Source organism: Apibacter sp. B2912, assembly GCF_009827835.1.
GTDB lineage: Bacteria > Bacteroidota > Bacteroidia > Flavobacteriales > Weeksellaceae > Apibacter.
Map to the genome: position 1 here is coordinate 242,324 of NZ_WINV01000001.1, position 23,131 is coordinate 265,454.

Consider the following 23,131-nt stretch of genomic DNA (forward strand, 5'->3'; position numbering starts at 1 on the left):
TATTAAGGATTTTTTAACATAAAATTCCGTTTGTACAATTTTTTCCTATATTTACAATCTAAATGTAAAACAGAATATATGAGATGGTTTACTAGACAGAAAAAAAACATCAGTACTGACATTAGCGAAAAGAGGGAGGTTCCTGAGGGATTATACTATAAAACTCCATCCGGGAAAATTATTGAAACTGATCAATTAACAGCTAATTACTATGTTAGTCCGGAAGATGATTTTCATGTTAGAATTGGTAGTTCCCAATATTACCAGATTTTATTTGATAATGGTAAATTTAAAGAACTTGACGTAAAAGTTCACAGCAAAGATTCATTAAATTTCGTCGATTCCAAACCGTATAAAGATCGATTAAAAGAAGCACAATCTAAAACTAATTTAACTGAAGCCATAAGAAATGCCGTAGGTAAAGTAAATGGAAAAGAAATTTATATTTCTTGTATGGATTTTAGTTTCATCGGAGGGTCTGTAGGATCTGCGGTTGGAGAAAAAATTAGAAGAGCCATCGATTACTGTATTAAAAATAAATTACCATATGTAATTATAAGTCAATCCGGAGGTGCTAGAATGCAAGAAGCAGGGCTATCTTTGATGCAATTAGCAAAGGTTGAAGCTAAATTAGCTCAATTAAGTGATGCCGGACTTCCTTATATATCTGTACTAACAGATCCAACCTTTGGAGGAATAACCGCTTCATATGGTTCTACCGGTGATATTATAATTGCTGAACCCGGCGCATTAATCGGATTTGCAGGACCAAGAGTAATTAAAGAAACTATCGGAAAAGATTTACCTCCAGGTTTCCAATCTTCTGAATTTCTATTAGAAAAAGGCTTTATAGACATTATCTCACACAGAAAAGATTTAAAAAATACCATTTCACATTGTGTTGACATGTTAATGAATAAAGAAGTTAAATAAAATATAAAAAACAAAGAAAAAGCTAATAATTATTAGCTTTTCTTTTTTTAATCCATTACCTAAAAATTTATAATCTCCTCAAATAAATGACCCTTAATTATATTTGGATTGCCTTTATTATCTTATCTTTTTTTGTAGGAATTCTTAAGTTCGTGTTTTTAGGAGATACGGTAATCTTTAAACATATGGTTGACGGGTTGTTTAGTACTACCAAAGTCGCAGTAATGGATATAGCTTTGCCTTTGGCAGGAATGATGACTTTCTGGTTAGGAATAATGAAAATTGGTGAAAATGCAGGCGCTATACGTTTTCTTTCTAAATTGGTTTCTCCTTTTTTTTCCAAATTATTTCCTTCCATTCCCAAAGGTCATCCTGCAATAGGAAATATGATGATGAATTTTAGTGCCAATCTTCTTGGATTAGATAATGCCGCCACTCCTTTAGGATTAAAAGCAATGGACAGTTTGCAAACACTGAATACTAAAAAAGATACTGCAACGGATGCACAGATCATGTTTTTAGTTTTGCATACCTCGGGACTAACATTAATCCCGACTTCCATTATGCTCTACCGTTATTTAAATGGCGCACAAGATCCCACCGATATATTTGTACCGTGTATTGTTGGAACTTTTTGCACTACTTTATTTGGTATAATTATAGTAGGAATTAAACAACGCTTAAACTTATTTAGTCGCCAAATATTGATTGGTTTACTAGGAGCTCTAGTAATGATTTTTGGGCTTTCATACTTCATTAAATATTCCACAGATTCTCGGACAAAATATGCTGTCGAGTATGTATCTCATATCACCCCTCAAACTGTATATGTTGAAAATGTAACTGCAGAAGATTTCGTTAACTTATATCCTGATTCATTTCAGAAGGAGATTAACATAAAAGATAAAAAAATAACTCCTGAGTTGATCCGTAAAACTAACCAAGAATATATAAATTTTGAGCGTGGTACAGCCTCTCGAGTGATTAGCAACGTACTTTTATTACTAATTCCCGTTGTATTTATTACAGGCGCTTTTATAAAAAAAATAAATGTTTTTGATAGTTTTATTGATGGTGCTAAAGAAGGTTTCGGAGTATCTGTAAAAATAATTCCTTATTTAGTAGCCATGTTAGCTGCTATCAGTTTATTGAGAACCAGCGGTATAATGGATTATCTAATTAATTCTATTTCTTATTGCTTATCCTCGTTACATATCAATACTGATTTTTTACCTGCACTACCTACTGCTTTAATGAAGCCCCTTAGTGGGAGTGGTAGCCGTGCATTAATGATTGAGGCCATGCAAAATTATGGTGCTGATTCTTTTGTAGGAAGACTTACCTGTATATTTCAGGGAAGTGCAGATACTACTTTCTATATAGTTGCTCTTTATTTTGGAAGTGTAGGTATTAAAAGAATTAGATATTCTCTTACTGCAGGTTTGCTGACCGATTTATTAGGCGTAATCACAGCCATTTTTATTACCTATTATTTCTTTGGGTAGCCATTAACTATAAATATGTTAATTTTTTTAACACATCATCGAACTCCTATAACAATATTTTTCTTAATTAAATATTAATATCTTTGCACCTGTTAATATTTAATTTTTCTTTGTTCCTATGAATGATTTTAGTTGGGGCCAATTAGTCAATCCGGAGTTTTATATAAAGTTAGGCGGTATTTATTTAGTTTTATTTATAGTTTTTGCTGAAACGGGTCTCTTTGCCGGATTTTTCCTTCCCGGAGATAGTTTATTATTCCTCTCAGGTATATACAGTAAGGAATTAATACGAGAAATTTTTTATATTGAATCAGATTTTTTAAGTGTTTTTTTATTATCGTGCTTAATTTCAATTGCCGGTATAATTGGCAACGAAATAGGTTATTGGTTTGGAAAAAAAAGCGGAACTTATCTTTATAATAAAAAAGATACCTTTTTATTCAAAAAAAAATATCTTTTCCAAGCAAAAGAATTTTATGAAAAACATGGGGGAAGAGCCATTATTCTTGCTCGGTTTTTACCTATTTTAAGAACATTTGCACCTATAATTGCTGGAATTGTTCAGATGAATAAGGGAAAATACTTATTTTATAATGTTTTAGGATCAACGGCTTGGTCTTTTTCCTTATTATTTGCGGGACATTACCTTTACCAAATATTCCTTAAGGAATTTAATTTCGATTTGAAACGTCATATTGAAACTATAGTATTAGTAATGGTTGTAGTAACCACCGCCCCTGTAGTAGTTAAGTTATTTTTCCAAAAAAATAAAGATATTTCAGAAAATTAATGTAAAAAACTAATAGATATATATAATTTTAAAAATTATATATATCTACCGGCTGCTTTTAGTTGCAATAAATTATTGAAAGTTTAATTTTACTTAATTCAATAATTTTTATACTTTTAGAAAAGTTTAAAATTAAATTTATAGTATAATCGGAAGGACCTCTCCTTTCATTTGACAAATTAATAGATTTTTTGTACATTGAATATTGTTCTTTACTAGTTATTATAGTATAGATAACGATATTACATTAAATTTTATTATTGTAAATGAATGTTAAATTTTTGGTCTCAATTAGTTTTCTTAGATTTAAAATTGCATATCTCATTCTACCTAATGCCGTATTAATTCCGACATTTGTTTCTTCTGCAATTTCTTTGAAGCTTAAACCTTTATAAAAGCGTAATTCTAAAACTTCTTTTTGATCTTCAGAAAGTTCATTTATAAGCCTTTTAAGATCCTGGTTAATTTGCTCATTAATAATCAATTCTTCAATGGATTGTTCCGAAACCGTTACAAAATCAAATATATTATATTCTTCGTTCAGTCCACTCGATTCATTAATAAATTTGGTTTTATTCGAAACTCTAAAATGATCAATAATTAAGTTATGTGAAATTCTCAAAACCCAAGGTAAAAATTTCCCTTCTTCATTATATTTTTTCTCTTTTAAAGTTAATATAACCTTTATAAAAACATCTTGAAATAGATCTTCTGCAAGCTCAGGATTATTTACCTTTCGATTAATATAATTATATATCCTTAACTTATGCCTATTCAATAATATTTTAAGAGCATTTTCATTACCATTAATATAAGAATGAACTAATTCACAGTCAGTTCTTTTTATCATTACTTATGATATTTGATAGTTAACTAAAGTAAAAATCTATTCAATACATTTAAATTCTTTAAACTTATAAAACTTTCTTAATGAGCAAATGTATACATAAATTTTTAAAAAAACCTAAAAACTGTTAATGAAATTATAATATTTTATTTATGCAACATAAATTTGTTTTATTTTTTCTTATTATATAATGTAAATGTCTATTATTACTATCAAAATTCATATATCAAGTTATAAAATCAAAACTTTTGCATTTAGTAATATAATTTTTAAAATATAGAACAAATTTATATATTGCAACTTGAAATCTAAATATTAATATGAATAAGATAAAATACCAATTAGAATTTGCTATGAAATGTTCCACCACTCTTTTATTTGAATATATTGGAACTTCTTCAGGTATGAGTGAATGGTTAGCAGATGACGTAATTGAAAGAGGAGATAAATTTACTTTTGTATGGGGAGATCAAGAAGAATCAGCCAACTTAATACGATATAAAGAAGAATCTTTTGTGCGTTTCAGATGGGAAGAAGATGAAGGAACGAAATATTTTTGGGAACTTGCCATACATGTTGATGATGTAACCAGTGACGTAGCTCTTGTAATTACTGATTTTGCCGAAGACAGCGACTTAGAACACTCAAAATTATATTGGGAAAATTTAATTGAAGACCTAAAAAAGATTATAGGTTCTTAAATATTATAATTACTCCCCGTATTAGGGCCAATAAAAAAAACCACTAACACAAAAAATACTAATGATTTAGTATGAGAATTATTTTCAATCAAAAATGTATTGAAGAAAATCAATTAGTAATCAATTACACTGAAAACAATTATTTTTCCGGGGATTTTGTAAACGGTTTCTGTTGGCTATTTCAAAATAAACTCCTCTATTGGGAATATGTATATTTCCAATTGATGGCATCCATGAGAAAAATGAGGATAAATATACCTCTAGCTTTTACTCCGGAATTATTTGAAGATCAAATTAAAATACTCTCTGAGAAATTAAATACTACAGAAGGTAGAGTAAAAATAACCATCTATAAAAATATCCAAAATCATCCCCCTTCATTTATAATACAAATTTTACCCCATAAAAATTTCTTTGTGACTACTGAAAATGAAGTTGATGTTTATAAAGAAATTCTTATATATCCCAATTTATTGTCTGATTTATTAATTTATCAGCCTCTTAATAGCATAGCAGAACAATATGCAAGAGAAAATGAGTTACAGGACGTTATTTTGCTGAATAGTGAAAAAAGAATAGCTAGATCTGTATTAGGTAATATATTTTTAATTCAAGATAATATGATAGTTTCCCCTCCCACTGCGGAAGGTGCCATCCAATCTGTTTTAAAGAAAAATTACATCCTTTTTCTACGTGAAAAAACAAATTACATCTTTAAAGAAGCACCAATATCTCCTTTCGAAGCTCAATCTGCAGATGAATTTTTTATACTTAGTGATGAAAATGGATTACTGCCCGTTACCCGGTTGAGAAAAAAAGTTTTTAAAAAAGATCAAACTCGTTTATTGACAAAAAAATTTATCGGTTATTCTTTAGAATAGTTAGTAACTCAAAATATCTGTTTTGTTTTAAATAAAAAAAGGTCGCATAAGCGACCTCAAACTAAAACCACAAAAAAATGAGAAAGCGATTACATTTAAGTAATCATGTCTTGAAAGATCATTAAAAATCTTTTTAAAGATATCTCTTACTTTCTTGATGCAAAAATAATCTAATTATGGTTCTATAAAGGGTTTTATCAATAAAATTATTTTATAGTGTAAATAGTACGTTTTTTATTACCCCTCAATTTTAGATAGATAAACACGCTAAAGTGTAAAATAAAATTTAGGCTTGCACTATAAAAATAGTGGGTTCTTTGTGAAAATTTGGTTTTTTAGCTTTCCAATCTTTGCAATATAAAGTTTTAATAGATTCGTTGGGAAGAGTAACATTCGTGGCAATACATAAAGAAGTTTTTGGATTTAAGTATTTAATCAAGTCATCAAATAACGCTTGATTTCGATACGGAGTTTCCATAAATATTTGTGCTGATCCTTGATTTCTGCTAACCTTTTCAAGATTTACTATTGTCTTTTTCCTTTCATAGGAATCTATGGGAAGATAACCGTTAAAAGCAAAACTTTGACCATTTAAGCCACTGGCTATTAAGGCTAATATGATGGAAGAAGGACCCGTTATAGGAACTACTCGAATATCGTGTCTGTGACACCAAGAAACTAAAATATTACCCGGATCTGCTATGCAAGGTAATCCCGCTTCTGAAATTAATCCAACATCCTCCCCGTTTTTAAAAGGCTGTGAAAGATAATCCAATTCCTCTTCTGTGGTTCTTTTATCTAATATTGAAATACTTAATTCGCTTTGAGTTATATCCGGACATAAAAATTTAATAAATTTTCTGGCCGATTTTTGATTTTCAGCAACAAAAAATTTTAACGTATGTAATAATTCGATTTCTCTCGGAGAAAATATATCTTTGGGTGAGGTTTCACCTAAATAGGCAGGAAGTAAATATAATACAGCCATAATTATTTTTTACTAAACTTTTTTCTTCTTACAAATATAAACGAACCTCCTACGATACTGACTAAAACGATAGGAACCCCTAAATTTAACCATTGCCAATACGATTTTTCCTGAACAATTAGAGGCTTATTCAGCATTCTCATTTGTACAGTCCTGTTTCTTAAAAGCATTAAACCGTGATCATCCAATAAATAGTCCAGGGCGTTTATTAAAAATTCTTCGTTTCCATAAGTAATACCTGTTGAATAATCAAAACCTAAAGGCAAAGGTTGACCTTTTATCACCTGATTTCTTGCTATGTCACCATCGGATATAACGATCATCTTATTATTGTTTGACCGGTCCACAAAATTTTTAATTCCACTAGACTCTATCCTATCCTTGTATGCAGAGGTAAATTTACCTTCAAGCAAAACTGCCAATATTTTAGGCCCTTTATTGTATTCGTTCCAATTTACGTTGTTTCTTTCAAATAACTTTGCTTCTTCAAGTGATATATAGGAGGGTACTCCTTGAAGCGCGGTATAGGAAGAACTTTGATAGAGAATTGTTTTTTTAACTCCGGGAGTATCTAAGGTATCTATGGAAGTAGGAAACTGAAAGGATACCGGATTAATATTTTTGGTTATCGGATGATTATTCAAGGAAAATCCCATAGGAAAATATACCCAAGGTACTCTTGCATTTTGTGCATTTCCTTGTATTTCTCCAACCTGTAAATTTATATAGGTAGGATTTTTTATATCCTTAACAATTCCGGAATTTATCCTTACTCCGTAAGAAAATAATAAATCAGTTAAATTAAGATCATACGGATAAGCCAATATTTTACTGGACTTAAGCAAAGTATCCATTTCGGCATTAACTTGATCAATTGCCCATAGTGTTTTACCTCCACTCATGATATATTGGTCAATCGTTAATTTTTCCTTATCAGTAAAAGCCTTTCTTGGTTTAGCAATCAGTATGGCGTCAAATTTTTTAAGAGTTGGTAAATCCTGAAGTGACAAGGTCTGACTATCTTTAGGAAAAATAGGTCCGAAGTTATAACTTTGATGAATCCTGTTAGCCAGGCTAAACATTTCCAATCGGTTCAGTTCTTTTTGATTTACTAAAATGCCTACACTTTTCAAACTTTTATTGGATAACTTATCAATAGCACTTATAAAACCGTATTCCAGATTTTCGATAGATTTAGCCATTTGCTCATCTCCTGTTATTCCTGCCTGAGAAATTATTAACGGTACTGTTTGCCCATTGCCTTTATATTTTATAGTTGCATAAGGAAATAAAATTAGTTGAGATGATGCTCCATCTTTTTCAACCCGCAAAGCCGAAGGAGCCATACCCATAGCTTCTAATGTCTCTTGTGATAATTTTTCCTTTATTGGATCTATTAATTGAAAATTAATATTGGAATTTAACCTTTTAAATTCGTCTAGCAGACTGAGAGTTTCAGACTGCAGTTGTTTAAAATCTGCAGGAAAATCTCCTTCTAAATATACATCAATCTGCATCGGCTCATCAATTTTTTTTAATACTTGACGAGTACTTTCAGTTAACGTATATCGTTTATCCGAAGTTAAGTCAAACCTTTTATAAAAAAAACCACTAGTCAATATAAGTCCTGCAATAAGTAGGATTACTAAGCTAATATTTATCTTTTTTAAATATCTCATTACTTTTTGCTGTTGATTATTCGAATCGATAATAAAAGAAAAACAACTATTACAAAGATAAAATAACCTATATCTCTTGTATCTACAATCCCTTTGGTAAAACTGGTATAATGTTGAAAAAATCCTATTTTTTGAAGGGTATAATCTAAATTTCCTAGCAGATTATACGATGCCAAATTTTCAAATCCATAAAAACAAATAAAACAAAAAAAGACACCCGTTACAAACGCTAATACCTGATTTTTTACTAAAGAAGAACAAAAAATACCAATTGAAGCAAAGGTCATAGACAAAAAGAGTAATCCGATATATCCGCTAACAATGATTCCTGAATCTATACTTCCTTTCGGTAAACTTAAATAATTAATCGTATAAACATAGGTAAATGTAGGAAGTAAAGAAAATAAGACTAAAATCAGAATCGCCCAATATTTACCTAAAACAATAGATGAAACAGACAATGGTTGAGAAAATAACCAGACCAAAGTACCGTTTTGCTCTTCTTCTGCAATGCTTTTCATTGTCAAGGCAGGTAATAGGAACATCAGCACCCAGGGAGCAAGTATAAAAAAGTTATTTAATGTAGCCAATCCTACATTGAAAACATTAAAATCATTATCGAAAAACCATAAAAATAAAGAACAGATTAACAAGAAAGCAGCCGAAACAATATAAGCGCCTAATGTTCCAAAATATGCCCAAAGTTCTTTTTTAAAAATTGAAAACATACGATTCTTACTTTTTCTTTTTTCTGTTAACTAATTTTACAACTAACATAATAACAAGAACCAGAACAATAAAACTGATCAATAAGCTTAGCCACATTCCCATAAAATATTGTTTAAAAATAACTATAAATATTACGGCAAATAAAATAATAGTAGCAACTTCATTCATCATACGAAGCTTAATAGAAGTTGTATTGAATTTTCCGGCCTTTATTCTCCTAATACACCTCCAACTCCAGTAATGATATAGAGCCAACGCTCCAACAAATACCAGTTTGATATGGAACCAAGGTTCTCTTAAAATGTAAAAAGTAATATCCCCGCGGGTATTAATCATCATTAATGTTCCGGTTATAAGCATTATAATTCCTGCCGGAACCGTTATGATATCCCATAAACGAGAAATCATATATATGTATTGCTTTCTAAGAATCTCACGTTCAAGCTCCGGTTTTTCATTGGTATCTATAAAATAAACAAATAAACGTATTAAGTAAAAAATCCCCGCAAAATAGCTTACCATAAAAATAATGTGAATCGCTTTTAAGGCAAAATAACTGGGAATATCAGGAATATGCATTATACAATCAATTTTGAATGCGAATTTAATAAATTTAATATTATCAATACTTTAATATATAACCCTGTGAACAGGTTATATATACACACCATATATATTTAAGCTAAAATTATAGTTTTTTGAATATTTGAATAATTGATATAACTTTTGGTAATAAAGAAATAAGTAAACATTGCTTAACCATTCTATCAATTTCATAAATAAAATTGTAATAAAATTAGTATTATACTGAATAAATGTAAAATTTTAGGCATTTTTTTTGAAAATGATTTTAAACATACGTTTTTAAATAGCATACATTAATATCAAAAAATTGTATTGTTATTTCAATTAATTAATCATTTATATAATTCTGTTTATGAAAAATGCTTTACATCCTAAGAAAAATGTTGCCGTATGGGTAGGAATCATTTCAGGAATCATTTCAGGTTTTATCAAATTCGGTTGGGAAGTTCCTTTTCCTCCCCGTACTCCCGAAAGAGATATGACCAATCCACCACAACACCTCCTGGAACAACTGGGAATGTCTCATGACCTCTCCCATCTCATGTATTATTTTAATGATAATCCGCGACCGATCATGAGCTTTATTATTCATTTTTCCTTCTCAATTATCTGTGCAATATTCTATTGCTTAGTTGCAGAATATTATCCTAAAATTAAATTATGGCAGGGAACAGCTTATGGAATATTTATTTTCATAATGTTTCATATTATTATAATGCCAATACTGGGAACGGTACCTGCCCCGTGGGATCAGCCTTTTGCAGAACATTTCTCTGAATTTTTCGGACATGCGTTCTGGACCTGGATAATTGAAATTACGCGTAGAGATTTACGAAACCGAATTACGAAACAACCGGATTCCGAAATCCCTCTTACTTCTCCTTTCAGGTAAAAATTTTATATTTCAACATACATGTAAAAAGGAGCATATGTTTTATGCTCTTTTTTTACCTTATTTACCTAAAAAAAAATCAAAACATTTCTATACCTTTGTTTTAAAAATAAGACATAAAGAAATGAAACCCGGAATTCCTAAAGGCACCAGAGATTTTACCGCTAAAGAATTACAAAAGAGAAGATACATAATTACTAAGTTACAATCCAATTTTGAAAAATTTTGCTTTCAACCGTTGGAAACTCCTTCTTTTGAAAATTTAGATACATTGACCGGTAAATATGGAGAAGAGGGAGATCGCTTAATTTTTAAAATATTAAACAGCGGTGATTTTTTAGCTGAAGCGAAAAAAAAGAATCCGGATATGTCTCAATGGAGTTCTAAAAATATAATCGGTTCCATTTCGGAAAAAGCTTTGCGGTATGATCTTACCGTACCTTTTGCGCGTTATGTTGCCATGAATCACGGGCAACTTCCCCTACCTTTCAAAAGATACCAAATACAACCGGTTTGGAGAGCAGATCGACCTCAAAAAGGACGATATCGTGAATTTTATCAATGCGATGCCGATATTGTCGGTTCAGCCAGTTTGTGGCATGAAGTAAATCTTACTTTATTATATGATTCGGCTTTTTCGGATTTACATATTCCTATTGAAATTCATATAAACAACCGAAAGTTATTGGCAGCTATTGCTCAATATGCATCTATCGAAAATCAATTAATCGATTTTACCGTTGCTTTGGACAAGTTAGACAAAATTGGTTTAGATAAAGTTTTAGAAGAAATGTCAACTAAAGGTATTGGACAAGATTCTTTACAAAAACTTATTCCGATTATTGAACTTTCAGGAACTTTTGAAGAAAAAATTTCGCAACTAAAAGATATACTCACAGATATTGAAATAGGGCAAGAAGGTATTCAAGAGATGGAATTTATTTACAATCGGGTAAAAGAAATTGGTCTTACCTCTGCAGAACTGGTCTTCAACCTGACCCTAGCGCGAGGTTTGGATTATTATACCGGAACAATTTATGAAGTGAAAGCTAAAAATATCTCCATGGGATCAATTGGCGGAGGCGGACGATATGACAACCTCACCGAAATATTCGGCGTTAAAAACATGCCGGGAGTAGGTATTTCTTTCGGATTAGACCGAATATATTTGGTTATGGAAGAACTTAATCTTTTCCCTGAGGCTACATTACATCAAAAACAAATTCTCTTTTTCAATTTCGGTGAAAATGAATGTCTTCAAGCATTGAAACTAATTAAAGAACTTAGAAGTAAAAACATTGCTTGTGATTTATATCCTGAAAAATCTAAACTTCAAAAACAATTCAGCTACGCAGAAAAAAAGGAAATATCTTTTGTAGCCTTTTATGGAGAAGATGAAATTAATACGAATACAGTAACACTTAAAAATATAAAAACGGGCGATCAGAAAAATTTATCTATTGATGAAATTGAAGAATTTTTATCTTAATTTTAATTAATTTTACCTCAAATGATTTACGAAATTACAGTTATGTAGCTAGTAATTAAACACATAAAAGCTTTTAAAACTGGCATATTTTTTGATTGGTTTTATTTGTTAATTAATTTAATAAAACCAAAATAATAATGAACAAGTTTTTAACCTTAGCATTTCTAGTAATGCTGTCTACTTCTGCCTTTGCTCAATCCGGAAGAAAAGAAATGAATAAAGAATACGGCAGACAATATAAAGAGATAGGCAAAAATCAAAATTTATCCGGATACGAAAAAGCACAAAAAAAACGTGAACTTTCACTTCAACAAAAACAAGATAATTTAAATTACTCTAACTCTCATGATCATGCATACGATCGCCATTCAGAGCTTGCCGACAAAAGTTTAGAAAAAAAAATTCATTCCATTACTAAGAATAAGAAAGCCACTGTGGGAGTGGCCGTAATTTTCGACGGAAAAGATACCTTAACAGTTAATAACGATATGGAGTATCCGGCGATGAGCGTTTTTAAATTTCATCAAGCACTTGCTTTGTTGGACTACATGAACAATAATTTACTTTCTTTGGAATCTAATTTATATCTGAAAAAATCAGACATAAAAAAAGATACTTACAGCCCTTTAGCAAAAGAGTACCCGGAAGGTAATTTTACTATTCCAATTGGCGATTTGTTAAATTATACGGTTTCCAAAAGTGACAACAATGCTTCTGATGCTTTATATTATTATATGAGTGGTACTAAAATGACAGATCTATATTTACGTACACTAGGAAGTAAAAATTTTTCCATTCAAGCAACTGAAGAGGAAATGAGCAAAGATTTTAATAACCAATATATAAATTGGACGACTCCGTTAGAAGCTGCCCGTTTATTGGATATTTTTATAAATAAAGATATCTTTTGTAAAAACTATAAAGATTTCTTATTCCAAGCAATGACAGAATCTGAAACAGGTTCGGATAAGTTAAAAGCTCTTTTACCTAAAAAAGTTTTAATTGGACATAAATCCGGCAGTTCTTCCCGAAATTTGGAAGGCTTAAAAGCCGCCGATAATGACATCGGTTTTGTTTATTTACCCAATGGGAAACAATATTCTATTGCAGTATTTATTAAAGATTCTAAAGAAGATGATAAAACAAATGCTCGAATAATTGCCGATATTTCTCAGGTAGTATATAACTTTTATAAAAATAAATAATTTTTCATTTTGAAATTTTACATATATCAAACCGGAATGATTTTAAAAATCATTCCGGTTTTTTAAAACTAACAATAACTAGATATTACGCTATTTCCTTTCTAATTTCATCCAAAAATTCCAATTCAGAACGTGGAATTAATTTTTTAGCTATATCCAATAGATTATATATATCTGTACGCACTTCTTCTTCTAATTTTTCTTCTCTAAAAAACAACGATTTTTGTGAAATATGAATAATGGAGTAAAGCAAAGCTCCCAACTGCACATAATTTTCAAACACAATTTCCGATTCAAGATCCTCTGTTGCCCGAGAAGATTGTAAATAATGACGAGCTTTATCAAGCCAAAAATCTTTAGTATTTGTCATTCTCATTTGTTATTATATTGTCAAATTTAGCCCATTATTGAGATGGTATTTTACAAGTACTTACTTGTATAATACAATTATTGAGATGTATTTCACAAATTCGTCGCTTTTAGCCGTATTTTTAGTATTTTTGTATACATAAATAAATAGTAACACAGAATGAAATTAGATATTGCTCCTCAAAAAACACATCATGGTAGAAATATCAAACGATTGCGCGAAATGTTAGGTATAAAACAAGAGGCGATTGCTATTGATTTGGATATTACCCAACAATCCGTTTCTGAACTTGAGCAAAAAGAATTTATCGATGATTCTACACTAAAAAAAGTAGCCAAAACTCTTAATGTTCCTATTGATGCTATTAAAAATATGAATGATGAAGCAACTTTTAATTATATCAATACTTTTAATGATAAAGTAGAAAGTTCATTTTTAAATAATCCAATAAATTGTGCCTTCAATCCTATTGATAAAATTGTAGAACTCTATAACGAAAAGGAGGCTTTATACGAGCGCATGCTGAAAGAAAAAGATGAATTATTGGAAAAGTTATTGAATAAATAAAGGATTTCAATTTAGATAATAGTTTAAAGAGGTTTTAGTGTTAAAATCTCTTTTTTATTTTTAAAATAGATTCTTTTACTTTAAACACAATAATAAAAGCAAAAGCTTAGCTAGGATTTAACATTAACTTTATTAATATAAAATATTTTTTAATTAATATTATACCATCAATCACAAATAAATTGATTTTTTAATGTTAAAAAAATATTTTTTTCAAATTAAATTTGCATTTAAATTCATTCTATATTTAAATTATATATTAAATTTATTTTATTATATTTGTTATGTAAATTCATAAATATGAAAAAGAAATTTAATAAACTTATAACTAATTTTAATCTTCCTAAAAATAATTTTTTTATAGGAATTGGAAGTATATTAAATGTATTCGGTTTCTATTATGATTATAATTATTCTAAAACTTATAAAAAAACAGATTTTGAAGCAATTTTTTCAGATTGGAAAAATGTAGGTGAAGATATAATAACGGCTGAAAAAAAATTTTTAAAAAAAAATAAATATATTTTATATAATAATTAAAAATTTTTTATCCTTACTATGAACGATTACTTATGAATGAGACAGAAGTTAATAATAATGCTTTCAACGAATCTGATAATGACGAAAGTTCAGGTCATGAACCAAATCTATCAAACATAGAAAGAAGTATTAAAGAAAATTTCCCAAAAATTTATAAAATTATTCCAGATGAGGATAAAAATAGTTTTTTTGGATTCATAGGAAATTCATCTTCGATATCTTTTACTGAACAGAAATTACATTCAGGTCCTATCCCATCTCCAGAATCTTTAGATAAATATAATTCTATAATACCCAATGGCGCAGATAGAATTATGAAAATGGCTGAAAATCAATCACAACATAGAATGAAAATCGAAGAAAGAGAAATTAACTCTCAATATAGACAAAATGTCTTAGGTCAAATTTTTGGATTTATAATCAGTATTTTGGGTATTGTAGGAGGAATAATTTCAGGAATATACGGTTCTCCTTGGGTTGGCGGAATAATCGGAGGAGGAACGGTCGTAAGTTTGGCGACCGTGTTTGTATTAGGTAAAAAATATCAAAATAATAATAATAATAATAATAATAATTAATTATATTTTCAATTTCATTTAGAACTAATTATTTTAGTTCTAAATTTTTTATAAATAACGTATAATCATTAATTTAATTTTATCATTCATTTTTAATTATTTATGAATTGCTCTTTTTTCGGTAGCTTCTAAGGCAGCCTCTTTTATGGCTTCAGCATACGTAGGATGTGCATGGCTCATTCTAGCTATATCTTCAGCAGATGCTCGATATTCTAATAAAGTCACGGCATCCGCAATTAAATCGGCAGCACGAGCGGCTATCATATGAATTCCCAATACTTCATCGGTTGCCTCATCAGCCAATATTTTTACAAATCCGTCCGTATCGCCACTGGCTCGAGCCCTTCCTAAAGCACGAATGGGAAATTGTCCTATTTTGTAACTACGCCCCTCCTCTAATAATTCTTCTTCTGTTTTTCCTACTCCCGCAACTTCCGGCCAGGTATATACCACAGCAGGTATAAGATTATAATCTATATGAGGTTTTTGTCCTGCTAACTGTTCGGCAACTAAAACTCCTTCTTCTTCCGCCTTGTGTGCCAACATAGGTCCACGAACCACATCTCCTATAGCATATATATTTGGAATATTCGTTTGCAAATGTTCATTTACTTTTATTCTTCCTTGATCATCCAATTCAATACCTGCCTTTTCCAATCCAAGATTTTCAGTATAGGGTTTCCTTCCGACAGCGACTAAACAATAATCACCCTCAAACCTGATTTCCTTGCCGTTCTTTTCCACAGCTTGAACAAATATTTTATCTCCCTTACGTTCTATCTTGGTAACTTGAGTGGATAAAGAAAATTTCATTCCTTGTTTTTTTAACACTTTCAGTAATTCCTTAGATAAACCGCCATCCATAGTAGGAATTAAGCGGTCTAAAAATTCTATGACGGTCACTTCTGCTCCCAACCTTTTGTATACAGATCCTAGTTCTAATCCGATAACTCCTCCCCCGATAACCAATAAATGCTTAGGAATTTCTTTTAGATTTAATGCCTCTGTTGAAGTGATCAAACGTTCTTTATCTGCGGGAGCAAACGGAAGGTTTGCAGGTTTAGAACCGGTGGCTATAATGAAATATCGAGCTTCCAGGTTTTTTATATTTCCTTTCTCATCTTTAACTTCCAATTGATTGGAAGACTTAAAAGTACCCATACCATGAAAAACCGTAATCTTATTTTTATCCATTAAATAATCGATTCCCTTACTTGTTTGTTCAACGACTTCATTTTTCCGTTGAATCATTCTGCTAAAATCAATCGTTGGCTTAGTAATTTCAATTCCGAAGTCTTTAAATTGGTGTAAAGCTTTATCATAAAGCTCGGAAGCATCTAACAAGGATTTGGAAGGAATACATCCCACATGTAAACAGGTGCCTCCTAAATGGGAATATTTTTCTACCAATGCGGTTTTAAATCCTAATTGTGCACAACGAATGGCTGATACATACCCCCCGGGCCCCGATCCAATGATTACTATATCGAAATTACTCATGATTTATTTTTCTACTAGGTTGGAATTCAAAGATAAAAAATATACATTCAATTTATACATCTCACCTAAATAATTTTATAAATTTAAAATTACTTAGTCTATACCTTTACATAACGTATTAACCATAGTTAAACAGTAAAAGGTCTTAATCGAAATTATTTCCATTTCCAATCCAACATTCTTTTATACGGGATCGATTTTAATTCTGCTAAATCAGTAAGAGTTTTAGTAAGTGAGTCTATAGCTTCAATTTGAGATTTAGGAATAATAATATTTCTTCCTCTGTCTAATTTTATAAAAAAATGCGAGGGAATTTCATAGATTAGTTCTATATTGGAAATAGGAATTTTTCCTTCATTTTCACCGTTGGAAAGGATTACATCATCCGTTGAAAAAGTAAGTCCAATGGTTTCTAATTGCGTTTTATTAAAATTTCGATAAACAAAACGTTTATAAAATCTTTTATATATCCAACGAGAATAAATCGGATAAATAAATATAAAACCAATTCCAAATACTCCAAAATAAGCGGCTAATGCATAGTTTTTTAAAAAAACAAAAATTACAGCAAGTACAAAAAAGGCAGAAGTCCATAAAAGTAGCCCTTTTTTCCTTTGTTGTTTTACTATTTCATTCATCGAAGCACTAAAAAGCTGATGAGTAAGATAATCATCTGCTGAAATTTTATAAGTATATGTATAATCTTTCATAATTGTAAATGTATGAAATCCGTCGAATTTATGTTAGTGATTTAATAAGTAAGAATGAGATACGTATAAATAAATATTCCTATCTCCCTATATTATAAAATTAATTTATAATTGTAACTAGTAAAGATAGGAATAAGTATATGCTCCGTTAGTAACGGAAGCATATTTTGGTTATATTTTCTTTAAAAGAGATTTTAATTCAACATTCTCTCCTAAAATAGTGCGTAAGGAATCTACTGAAACTCTTTCCTGTTTCATAGTATCTCTGTTTCTTATAGTAACCGTATGATCGGAAAGCGTGTCATGGTCTACGGTAATACAGTAAGGAGTACCGATAGCATCTTGTCTTCTATATCGTTTACCAATGGCATCTTTATCTTCATACATTACATTATAATCAAATTTCAAATCATTGAAAATCTTTTCTGCATATTCCGGCAATCCATCTTTTTTAAGTAATGGAAATATAGCAACTTTATTAGGCGCTAAAGCAGGAGGCAAACTTAAAACAACTCTTGATGAGCCATCTTCCAATGTTTCGTCTTTTAAACATTTAGATAAAAGAGCTAAAAACATTCGGTCTAATCCAATAGATGTTTCCACTACATAAGGAACATAACTTTTATTTTGTTCCGGATCGAAATATTGAAGTTTTTTACCGGAATATTTTTCATGTGCCGATAAATCAAAATCGGTTCTGGAATGGATACCTTCCAATTCTTTAAATCCGAATGGAAAATTAAATTCAATATCGGTGGCAGCGTTTGCATAATGGGCTAACTTTTCATGATCGTGAAATCTATAATTATCTTTACCCAATCCTAAAGCTAAATGCCAATTTAAACGTTTTTCTTTCCATTCTTTAAAATAAGACAGTTCTGTGCCCGGAGGAACAAAAAATTGCATTTCCATCTGTTCAAACTCTCTCATCCTAAAAATGAATTGTCTTGCCACAATTTCATTTCTAAACGCTTTACCAATTTGTGCAATTCCAAAAGGTAATTTTTTTCTTCCTGTCTTTTGAACATTTAGGTAATTTACAAAAATTCCTTGTGCCGTTTCAGGTCTTAAATATAAATCGGTAGCAGAATCAGCAGTAGAGCCTAATTTTGTCCCAAACATTAAATTAAACTGACGAACTTCTGTCCAATTTTTAGAACCTGTTTCGGGATCACCAATTTCCAGTTCTTCGATTAAAGCTTTAGTATCTGCTAAATTAGTTTCCAAAGATTTAGCTAATCTTTGTAAGATATCTGCTTTTTGCTTTCTATATTCTAAAACTTTAGGATTGGTAGTCTCAAACTGTTCCAAATCAAAAGCTTCTCCGAATCGTTTTCTTGCCTTTTCAATTTCTTTTTTGGCTTTATCTTCAAATTTCTCCGCAAAATCTTCCACTAAAACATCCGCACGAAATCTCTTTTTACTGTCTTTATTGTCAATTAACGGATCATTAAACGCATCAACATGACCGGAAGCCTTCCAAATAGTAGGATGCATAAATATAGCAGAATCCAATCCCAAAATATTTTCATTCAACTGCACCATTGCTTTCCACCAATACTGTTTAATATTGTTTTTTAATTCAACACCATTTTGACCGTAATCGTAAATGGCTGATAATCCGTCATAAACTTCACTGGAAGGAAAAACAAACCCATATTCCTTGGCATGGGCAACTACCTTTTTTAAAACATCTTCTTGAGATTTCATATATATACTTGGTTAGATATTTATATTCAACGTTCAAATTTACTATAAAAAATGAGATATTACCCTATAACTGTTATATACCTCTATTAGGGAAAACAAAATATATCCAATAATTCAACCGAATCTTTCGTTGATATTAAAAATAAATTTGTGTTTGCAAATTATCTTCATATATTTGCACTTCGAAAATAAATGAAGAACAAAAAAGAGATGTTATTATGTTAATTATTCCAGTAAAAGATGGAGAGTCTATTGATAAAGCTCTAAAAAAATATAAAAGAAAATACGATAAAACCGGTGTTGTTAAAGAATTAAGAAAAAGACAACAATTTATTAAACCTTCTGTCACTAAAAGACAACAAGTAATTAGAGCAGCTTACAAACAAAGATTGCAAAGTCAAGAAGAAGCATAAGAAACTTTTTCTATAAAATATTAGCCTATTTTTCGAAATTATTTTTAATTTTGAAAAGTAGGCTTTTTATATGTTACAAAAATTTCTTGAATACCTTACCTTAGAGAAACATTATTCTCCTCTTACCATACAAAGTTATGAAAGAGATTTGCTGGATCTTCAAAGCTTTCTTTTAGAATCTGAAAGCATTTCTGATGCAGAACATGCTACTGCCAAACAACTAAGGAATTTCATTATTTATCTATCCAATAAAAATTTATCGGAAAAATCCATCAATAGAAAAATTTCTTCTATAAGAAGCTTTTTTAAATTTTTGCTTAAAATTGGTTATTTGGATATAAATCCAACCATACACTTAAAAAATCTTAAACAAAAGAAAAAAGTTCTACTCCCTTACACTGAAGATGAAATTTATTCCATCGAAACTTATATAAATTCTTGTGAGGCAGGAAAAGATAACTCGGATTCCTTTGAAACTCTTAGAAACCATCTCATTTTTGAGATATTTTATCAAACAGGTATCAGAAGAATGGAACTCCTGCAACTTAAAACTTCAACAATCGATTTAAAGAATCACACGATTAGAGTTACAGGAAAAAGAAATAAAGAAAGATTAATTCCTATAACTCAAAAATTATCAGAGCAAATAAATGCATTTCTAGCCTATAAAATCAATTTTGGTATACCTTATGAATATTTATTTACCTATAAAAACGGTAAAATTTTAAGTGAAAAGTATGTATATAACCTGATTCATAGATATGTTAGCATGGTAACTACTAAGGATAAAAAAAGTCCGCATATGCTTCGTCATACCTTTGCAAGTCATCTCTTACACAACGGAGCCGAAATCAATTCCATAAAAGAATTACTGGGTCATAGTAGTTTAGCAGCTACACAGGTTTATACTCATAATACTATAGAAGATTTAAAAAAAGTATTCAACCGGTCCCATCCTTTTGGGCTTAAAAATAAAAAAGATGAAAATTAACGTACAAGCAGTAAATTTTAATGCACAAGACACCCTATTGGCATTTTTAAATAAAAAAGTATTAAAATTAGATCAATATTACGATAAAATTATCAATGCTAATATATTCCTAAAATTGGAAAACGTTGGAAATAAAGAAAATAAGACTACGGAAATCGTTTTAGAAGTTCCCGGTGATGAATTAGTAGCTAAAAAAACGTCCCCTACATTTGAAGAAAGTATTGACTTAGCCTGTGAAGCCGCTAAAAAGATGATACTCAAAAGGAAAGAAAAAATGTAGGTAAAAAATCATATTTTTTTTTCATAAAAATTTGGAAATATTAAAAATTTATCTACCTTTGCAATCCGTTAGACGAAGATAATGATCTTAGAAAAATAACGAAATATTTTCTTTGAAATAAAAAATTTAACGCCGGTATAGCTCAGTTGGCCAGAGCACGTGATTTGTAATCTCGGGGTCGTGGGTTCGAATCCCTCTACCGGCTCGTTTTTGAAGGGGAGATACTCAAGCGGCCAACGAGGACAGACTGTAAATCTGTTGGTTTTTACCTTCGGAGGTTCGAATCCTCCTCTCCCCACAAAAAAAATTAAAAAAAAATTTTGTAATTCAAAAAAAATTTCTACCTTTGCAACCGAATTACAAAGGTAATCAAAAAATAAGCGGAAGTAGCTCAGTTGGTAGAGCGTCAGCCTTCCAAGCTGAATGTCGCGAGTTCGACCCTCGTCTTCCGCTCAATTTTTTAACAGCCGATGTAGCTCAGGGGTAGAGCGCTTCCTTGGTAAGGACGAGGTCACGGGTTCAATTCCCGTCATTGGCTCTCAATTATCCAAACATACAATCACAAATTTTATTAATAAGCCTAAACTTTCTTAAAGACATATTTACAAAACAGTTGTTTATAAAAAAGTATTTATTTTTTATAAGCTATTGTTATTTAAAAAAAATTGAGTATATTTGCACTCATTTTTGGAAATATAAACAAACATATTTATCATGGCAAAAGAAACTTTTCAGCGTACCAAACCACATCTTAATATAGGTACAATCGGTCACGTAGACCACGGAAAAACGACTTTAACAGCTGCTATCACAAAAGTTTTAGCAGAAAAAGGGTTAGCAGAAAAAAGAGATTTCTCTCAAATTGATGCAGCTCCTGAGGAAAAAGAAAGAGGGATCACAATCAATACTGCACACGTAGAATATCAAACAGAAAACCGTCACTATGCACACGTTGACTGTCCGGGGCATGCTGACTATGTAAAAAACATGGTTACCGGTGCTGCTCAAATGGACGGAGCTATTCTAGTAGTTGCTGCAACAGATGGACCTATGCCTCAAACAAGAGAGCACATCTTGTTATGTCGTCAGGTTAACGTACCTAAAATCGTTGTATTCATGAACAAAGTGGATATGGTTGACGATCCTGAATTATTAGACTTAGTTGAAATGGAAGTAAGAGAATTATTATCTTCTTACGATTATGACGGAGATAACACTCCTGTTATCCAAGGTTCTGCTTTAGGTGCACTTAACGGAGATCCAAAATGGGTTGCTACTGTTGATGAATTAATGGCAGCAGTTGATAACTGGATTGATTTACCGGTTCGTGATCAAGATAAACCATTCTTAATGCCAATCGAAGACGTTTTCTCTATTACAGGTCGTGGAACTGTAGCTACAGGACGTATTGAAGCCGGAGTTATTAACTCAGGTGAAGCTGTAGATATCGTTGGTATGGGAGATGAAAAATTAACATCTACTGTAACCGGAGTTGAAATGTTTAGAAAAATATTAGATAGAGGTGAAGCCGGAGATAATGTTGGATTATTATTAAGAGGTATTGAAAAAACTGATATTCGTCGTGGTATGGTTATCGCTAAACCGGGGTCTATCACTCCTCACAAAAAATTCAAAGCAGAGGTTTATATCTTAACTAAAGAAGAAGGTGGACGTCACACTCCATTCCACAATAACTACCGTCCTCAATTCTACGTTAGAACTACTGACGTAACCGGTACAATTACTTTACCGGAAGGAACTGAAATGGTAATGCCTGGTGATAACTTAACTATTACAGTTGAATTACACCAACCAATCGCACTTAACAACGGTTTAAGATTCGCTATCCGTGAAGGTGGTAGAACTGTTGGTGCAGGTCAGGTAACTGAGATTTTAGATTAATTTAAATAAAATCATAACAAAAGAAAGAACTTAAAGTTCTTTCTTTTTTAAGCGGGTGTAGCTCAGCTGGTAGAGCAGTGGTCTCCAAAACCAAAGGTCGTGAGTTCGAATCTTTCCGCCCGCGCAAAATAATAATAAATGAACGGACTCATTAAGTATTTAAAGGGCGCAATAGAAGAATTTAAAGATCACGTCGAGTGGCCTAAATGGTCCGATCTGCAATCCTCAACAACTGTTGTAGCGATTACATCGATCATTTTGGCTATGTTCTGCTTTGGTGTAGATTGGATTTTTGCTAAAGCGCTTCAGAATATTTATTCTATATTAATAGGATTAAAATCTTAAT

25 protein-coding genes and 5 tRNA genes are annotated in these 23,131 nt (G+C 30.8%); 21 read left to right on the forward strand and 9 right to left on the reverse strand.

Going from position 1 to position 23,131, the window contains the following annotated elements:
* Positions 1-78: 78 nt before the first annotated feature.
* The 3 genes from accD (at position 79) to GFV01_RS01025 (ending at position 3,228) form a co-directional block, all read left to right on the forward strand.
* Complete coding sequence (gene accD, locus GFV01_RS01015; RefSeq protein WP_160564190.1) at positions 79-933, forward strand: acetyl-CoA carboxylase, carboxyltransferase subunit beta; 855 nt, start codon at positions 79-81, stop codon at positions 931-933.
* An 86-nt stretch (positions 934-1,019) separates the two neighbouring features.
* On the forward strand, positions 1,020-2,438 hold the full coding sequence (locus GFV01_RS10100) for a nucleoside recognition domain-containing protein (RefSeq protein ID WP_221411106.1): 1,419 nt from the start codon (positions 1,020-1,022) through the stop codon (positions 2,436-2,438).
* A 118-nt stretch (positions 2,439-2,556) separates the two neighbouring features.
* Positions 2,557-3,228 carry a DedA family protein gene (locus GFV01_RS01025; protein WP_160564192.1) on the forward strand — a complete coding sequence of 224 codons (672 nt, stop codon included), beginning with the start codon at positions 2,557-2,559 and terminating at the stop codon, positions 3,226-3,228.
* A gap of 247 nt (positions 3,229-3,475) precedes the next feature.
* Here GFV01_RS01025 and GFV01_RS01030 read toward each other — a convergent pair whose 3' ends face one another.
* Complete coding sequence (locus GFV01_RS01030; RefSeq protein WP_160564194.1) at positions 3,476-4,078, reverse strand: RNA polymerase sigma factor; 603 nt, start codon at positions 4,076-4,078, stop codon at positions 3,476-3,478.
* 317 nt (positions 4,079-4,395) lie between these two features.
* Here GFV01_RS01030 and GFV01_RS01035 point away from each other — a divergent pair, with 317 nt between their 5' ends.
* On the forward strand, positions 4,396-4,776 hold the full coding sequence (locus GFV01_RS01035) for an START-like domain-containing protein (RefSeq protein WP_160564195.1): 381 nt from the start codon (positions 4,396-4,398) through the stop codon (positions 4,774-4,776).
* A gap of 71 nt (positions 4,777-4,847) precedes the next feature.
* Positions 4,848-5,657, forward strand: a complete 810-nt coding sequence (locus tag GFV01_RS01040) for an aminotransferase class IV (protein WP_160564196.1) — start codon at positions 4,848-4,850, stop codon at positions 5,655-5,657.
* Between the two features lie 286 nt (positions 5,658-5,943).
* Here GFV01_RS01040 and GFV01_RS01045 read toward each other — a convergent pair whose 3' ends face one another.
* The 4 genes from GFV01_RS01045 to GFV01_RS01060 are packed head-to-tail and all read right to left on the reverse strand — an operon-like array spanning position 5,944 to position 9,632.
* The gene (locus GFV01_RS01045) at positions 5,944-6,645 is read right to left on the reverse strand and encodes an SAM-dependent methyltransferase (RefSeq protein WP_160564198.1); all 702 of its coding nucleotides are present in this window, start codon (positions 6,643-6,645) and stop codon (positions 5,944-5,946) included.
* 2 nt (positions 6,646-6,647) lie between these two features.
* On the reverse strand, positions 6,648-8,324 hold the full coding sequence (gene gldG, locus GFV01_RS01050; protein ID WP_160564200.1) for a gliding motility-associated ABC transporter substrate-binding protein GldG: 1,677 nt from the start codon (positions 8,322-8,324) through the stop codon (positions 6,648-6,650).
* Positions 8,324-9,052 carry an ABC transporter permease subunit gene (locus GFV01_RS01055; RefSeq protein WP_160564202.1) on the reverse strand — a complete coding sequence of 243 codons (729 nt, stop codon included), beginning with the start codon at positions 9,050-9,052 and terminating at the stop codon, positions 8,324-8,326. The genes gldG and GFV01_RS01055 overlap by 1 nt, the downstream gene beginning before the upstream one ends.
* A 7-nt stretch (positions 9,053-9,059) precedes the next feature.
* Positions 9,060-9,632 (reverse strand): CopD family protein, encoded by a 573-nt coding sequence (locus tag GFV01_RS01060; protein WP_105298050.1) that lies wholly within the window; start codon positions 9,630-9,632, stop codon positions 9,060-9,062.
* 358 nt (positions 9,633-9,990) lie between these two features.
* On the opposite strand from GFV01_RS01060, the gene GFV01_RS01065 reads away from it, so the two are divergent.
* The 3 genes from GFV01_RS01065 to bla all read left to right on the forward strand — a co-directional run bounded on the left by GFV01_RS01065 (position 9,991) and on the right by bla (position 13,224).
* Complete coding sequence (locus tag GFV01_RS01065) at positions 9,991-10,530, forward strand: DUF1440 domain-containing protein (RefSeq protein ID WP_160564204.1); 540 nt, start codon at positions 9,991-9,993, stop codon at positions 10,528-10,530.
* Positions 10,531-10,654: 124 nt separating this feature from the next.
* Positions 10,655-12,019 carry a histidine--tRNA ligase gene (gene hisS / locus GFV01_RS01070; protein ID WP_160564789.1) on the forward strand — a complete coding sequence of 455 codons (1,365 nt, stop codon included), beginning with the start codon at positions 10,655-10,657 and terminating at the stop codon, positions 12,017-12,019.
* 137 nt (positions 12,020-12,156) lie between these two features.
* Entirely contained in the window at positions 12,157-13,224 is a 1,068-nt protein-coding gene (bla, locus tag GFV01_RS01075) for a class A beta-lactamase, subclass A2 (RefSeq protein ID WP_221411107.1), read from the forward strand.
* Positions 13,225-13,309: 85 nt separating this feature from the next.
* Here bla and GFV01_RS01080 read toward each other — a convergent pair whose 3' ends face one another.
* A complete protein-coding gene (locus GFV01_RS01080) occupies positions 13,310-13,600 on the reverse strand; it encodes a hypothetical protein (protein ID WP_160564206.1) in 291 nt (96 codons plus the stop codon).
* 153 nt (positions 13,601-13,753) lie between these two features.
* Here GFV01_RS01080 and GFV01_RS01085 point away from each other — a divergent pair, with 153 nt between their 5' ends.
* The 3 genes from GFV01_RS01085 to GFV01_RS01095 all read left to right on the forward strand — a co-directional run bounded on the left by GFV01_RS01085 (position 13,754) and on the right by GFV01_RS01095 (position 15,279).
* Entirely contained in the window at positions 13,754-14,161 is a 408-nt protein-coding gene (locus GFV01_RS01085; RefSeq protein ID WP_160564208.1) for a helix-turn-helix domain-containing protein, read from the forward strand.
* A gap of 300 nt (positions 14,162-14,461) precedes the next feature.
* On the forward strand, positions 14,462-14,701 hold the full coding sequence (locus GFV01_RS01090; protein ID WP_160557126.1) for a hypothetical protein: 240 nt from the start codon (positions 14,462-14,464) through the stop codon (positions 14,699-14,701).
* 32 nt (positions 14,702-14,733) lie between these two features.
* Positions 14,734-15,279, forward strand: coding sequence for a DUF2335 domain-containing protein (locus tag GFV01_RS01095; RefSeq protein ID WP_160564210.1), 546 nt, complete (start codon positions 14,734-14,736; stop codon positions 15,277-15,279).
* Positions 15,280-15,375: 96 nt separating this feature from the next.
* Here the strand turns inward: GFV01_RS01095 and lpdA are convergent, their stop codons facing one another.
* From lpdA to GFV01_RS01110, 3 genes are all read right to left on the reverse strand, one after another.
* Positions 15,376-16,779, reverse strand: a complete 1,404-nt coding sequence (gene lpdA / locus GFV01_RS01100; RefSeq protein WP_160564212.1) for a dihydrolipoyl dehydrogenase — start codon at positions 16,777-16,779, stop codon at positions 15,376-15,378.
* 155 nt (positions 16,780-16,934) lie between these two features.
* Positions 16,935-17,489 (reverse strand): YcxB family protein, encoded by a 555-nt coding sequence (locus tag GFV01_RS01105; RefSeq protein WP_160564213.1) that lies wholly within the window; start codon positions 17,487-17,489, stop codon positions 16,935-16,937.
* Positions 17,490-17,660: 171 nt separating this feature from the next.
* Positions 17,661-19,199 (reverse strand): glycine--tRNA ligase, encoded by a 1,539-nt coding sequence (locus GFV01_RS01110; RefSeq protein WP_105298058.1) that lies wholly within the window; start codon positions 19,197-19,199, stop codon positions 17,661-17,663.
* 218 nt (positions 19,200-19,417) lie between these two features.
* Here GFV01_RS01110 and rpsU point away from each other — a divergent pair, with 218 nt between their 5' ends.
* The 10 genes from rpsU to secE all read left to right on the forward strand — a co-directional run bounded on the left by rpsU (position 19,418) and on the right by secE (position 23,130).
* Positions 19,418-19,612: a 30S ribosomal protein S21 gene (gene rpsU / locus GFV01_RS01115; protein ID WP_055425292.1), complete on the forward strand. Its 195-nt coding sequence runs from the start codon at positions 19,418-19,420 to the stop codon at positions 19,610-19,612.
* Positions 19,613-19,682: 70 nt separating this feature from the next.
* Positions 19,683-20,603, forward strand: a complete 921-nt coding sequence (locus GFV01_RS01120; RefSeq protein WP_160564215.1) for a tyrosine-type recombinase/integrase — start codon at positions 19,683-19,685, stop codon at positions 20,601-20,603.
* Entirely contained in the window at positions 20,593-20,883 is a 291-nt protein-coding gene (hpf, locus tag GFV01_RS01125; protein WP_105298060.1) for a ribosome hibernation-promoting factor, HPF/YfiA family, read from the forward strand. Before GFV01_RS01120 ends, hpf begins: the two co-directional genes overlap by 11 nt.
* A 131-nt stretch (positions 20,884-21,014) precedes the next feature.
* Positions 21,015-21,088: transfer RNA gene (locus tag GFV01_RS01130), tRNA-Thr, on the forward strand.
* 10 nt (positions 21,089-21,098) lie between these two features.
* Positions 21,099-21,181, forward strand: a tRNA-Tyr gene (locus GFV01_RS01135).
* Positions 21,182-21,263: 82 nt separating this feature from the next.
* Positions 21,264-21,336, forward strand: a tRNA-Gly gene (locus tag GFV01_RS01140).
* 13 nt (positions 21,337-21,349) lie between these two features.
* A tRNA-Thr gene (locus tag GFV01_RS01145) sits at positions 21,350-21,421 on the forward strand.
* 176 nt (positions 21,422-21,597) lie between these two features.
* Entirely contained in the window at positions 21,598-22,785 is a 1,188-nt protein-coding gene (tuf, locus tag GFV01_RS01150; RefSeq protein ID WP_105298061.1) for an elongation factor Tu, read from the forward strand.
* Between the two features lie 51 nt (positions 22,786-22,836).
* Positions 22,837-22,909 (forward strand) — tRNA-Trp (locus tag GFV01_RS01155).
* A 14-nt stretch (positions 22,910-22,923) separates the two neighbouring features.
* Positions 22,924-23,130: a preprotein translocase subunit SecE gene (gene secE / locus GFV01_RS01160; RefSeq protein WP_105298062.1), complete on the forward strand. Its 207-nt coding sequence runs from the start codon at positions 22,924-22,926 to the stop codon at positions 23,128-23,130.
* Position 23,131: the final 1 nt, after the last annotated feature.